Raw genomic sequence first — 417 nt, 5'->3', positions numbered from 1 at the left:
CCTCACGTTCGGGATGACAATCTCGCGGGCCGTCAGGACCTTCGGACCCAGCTTGTTGACCAGGGCCCGCTGCCTGTCGCTCCCCCAACGGTAGGCGTAGAGGGGGTGCAGCCGGTACAGGCCCCTGCTCTCCTTCCAGGCAAAGTTCTGCCGGGAGAGCTCGCCGATCGACCGGGAGACCTTCGACTGCGAGCAGCCGAACTTGTCAGCCAGGCCGCGCTGGGTCATCTTCACCAGGGACTCGTCGTCGTGGTGGACCGTCATGTGGTCCAGCACGTTCCTCGCCATGGAGGAGAAGTTGAACTTCCACATCTCGTCCTGGAGCCGCTGGGACGCGCTGAGGTGGATCCGCCCGTAGAAGGCGTAGGGCTTCGAGTCGCCCTTCGTGGAGAAGGTGCCGCCCTTGCGCCCCAGTGC

1 protein-coding gene is annotated in these 417 nt (G+C 65.2%); it reads right to left on the bottom strand.

Annotation, left to right across the window (positions count from 1 at the left end):
* Positions 1-417, bottom strand: a 417-nt coding sequence (locus RNB18_RS52810; RefSeq protein WP_311721154.1) for a hypothetical protein, incomplete at both ends; no start/stop codon positions are given.

The sequence above is a fragment of the Streptomyces doebereineriae genome (assembly GCF_031845645.1).
In the GTDB taxonomy this organism is placed as follows: domain Bacteria; phylum Actinomycetota; class Actinomycetes; order Streptomycetales; family Streptomycetaceae; genus Streptomyces; species Streptomyces canus.
The sequence above is the reverse complement of the archived record's forward strand: the minus strand, read 5'-3'. Positions and strand labels throughout refer to the sequence as shown.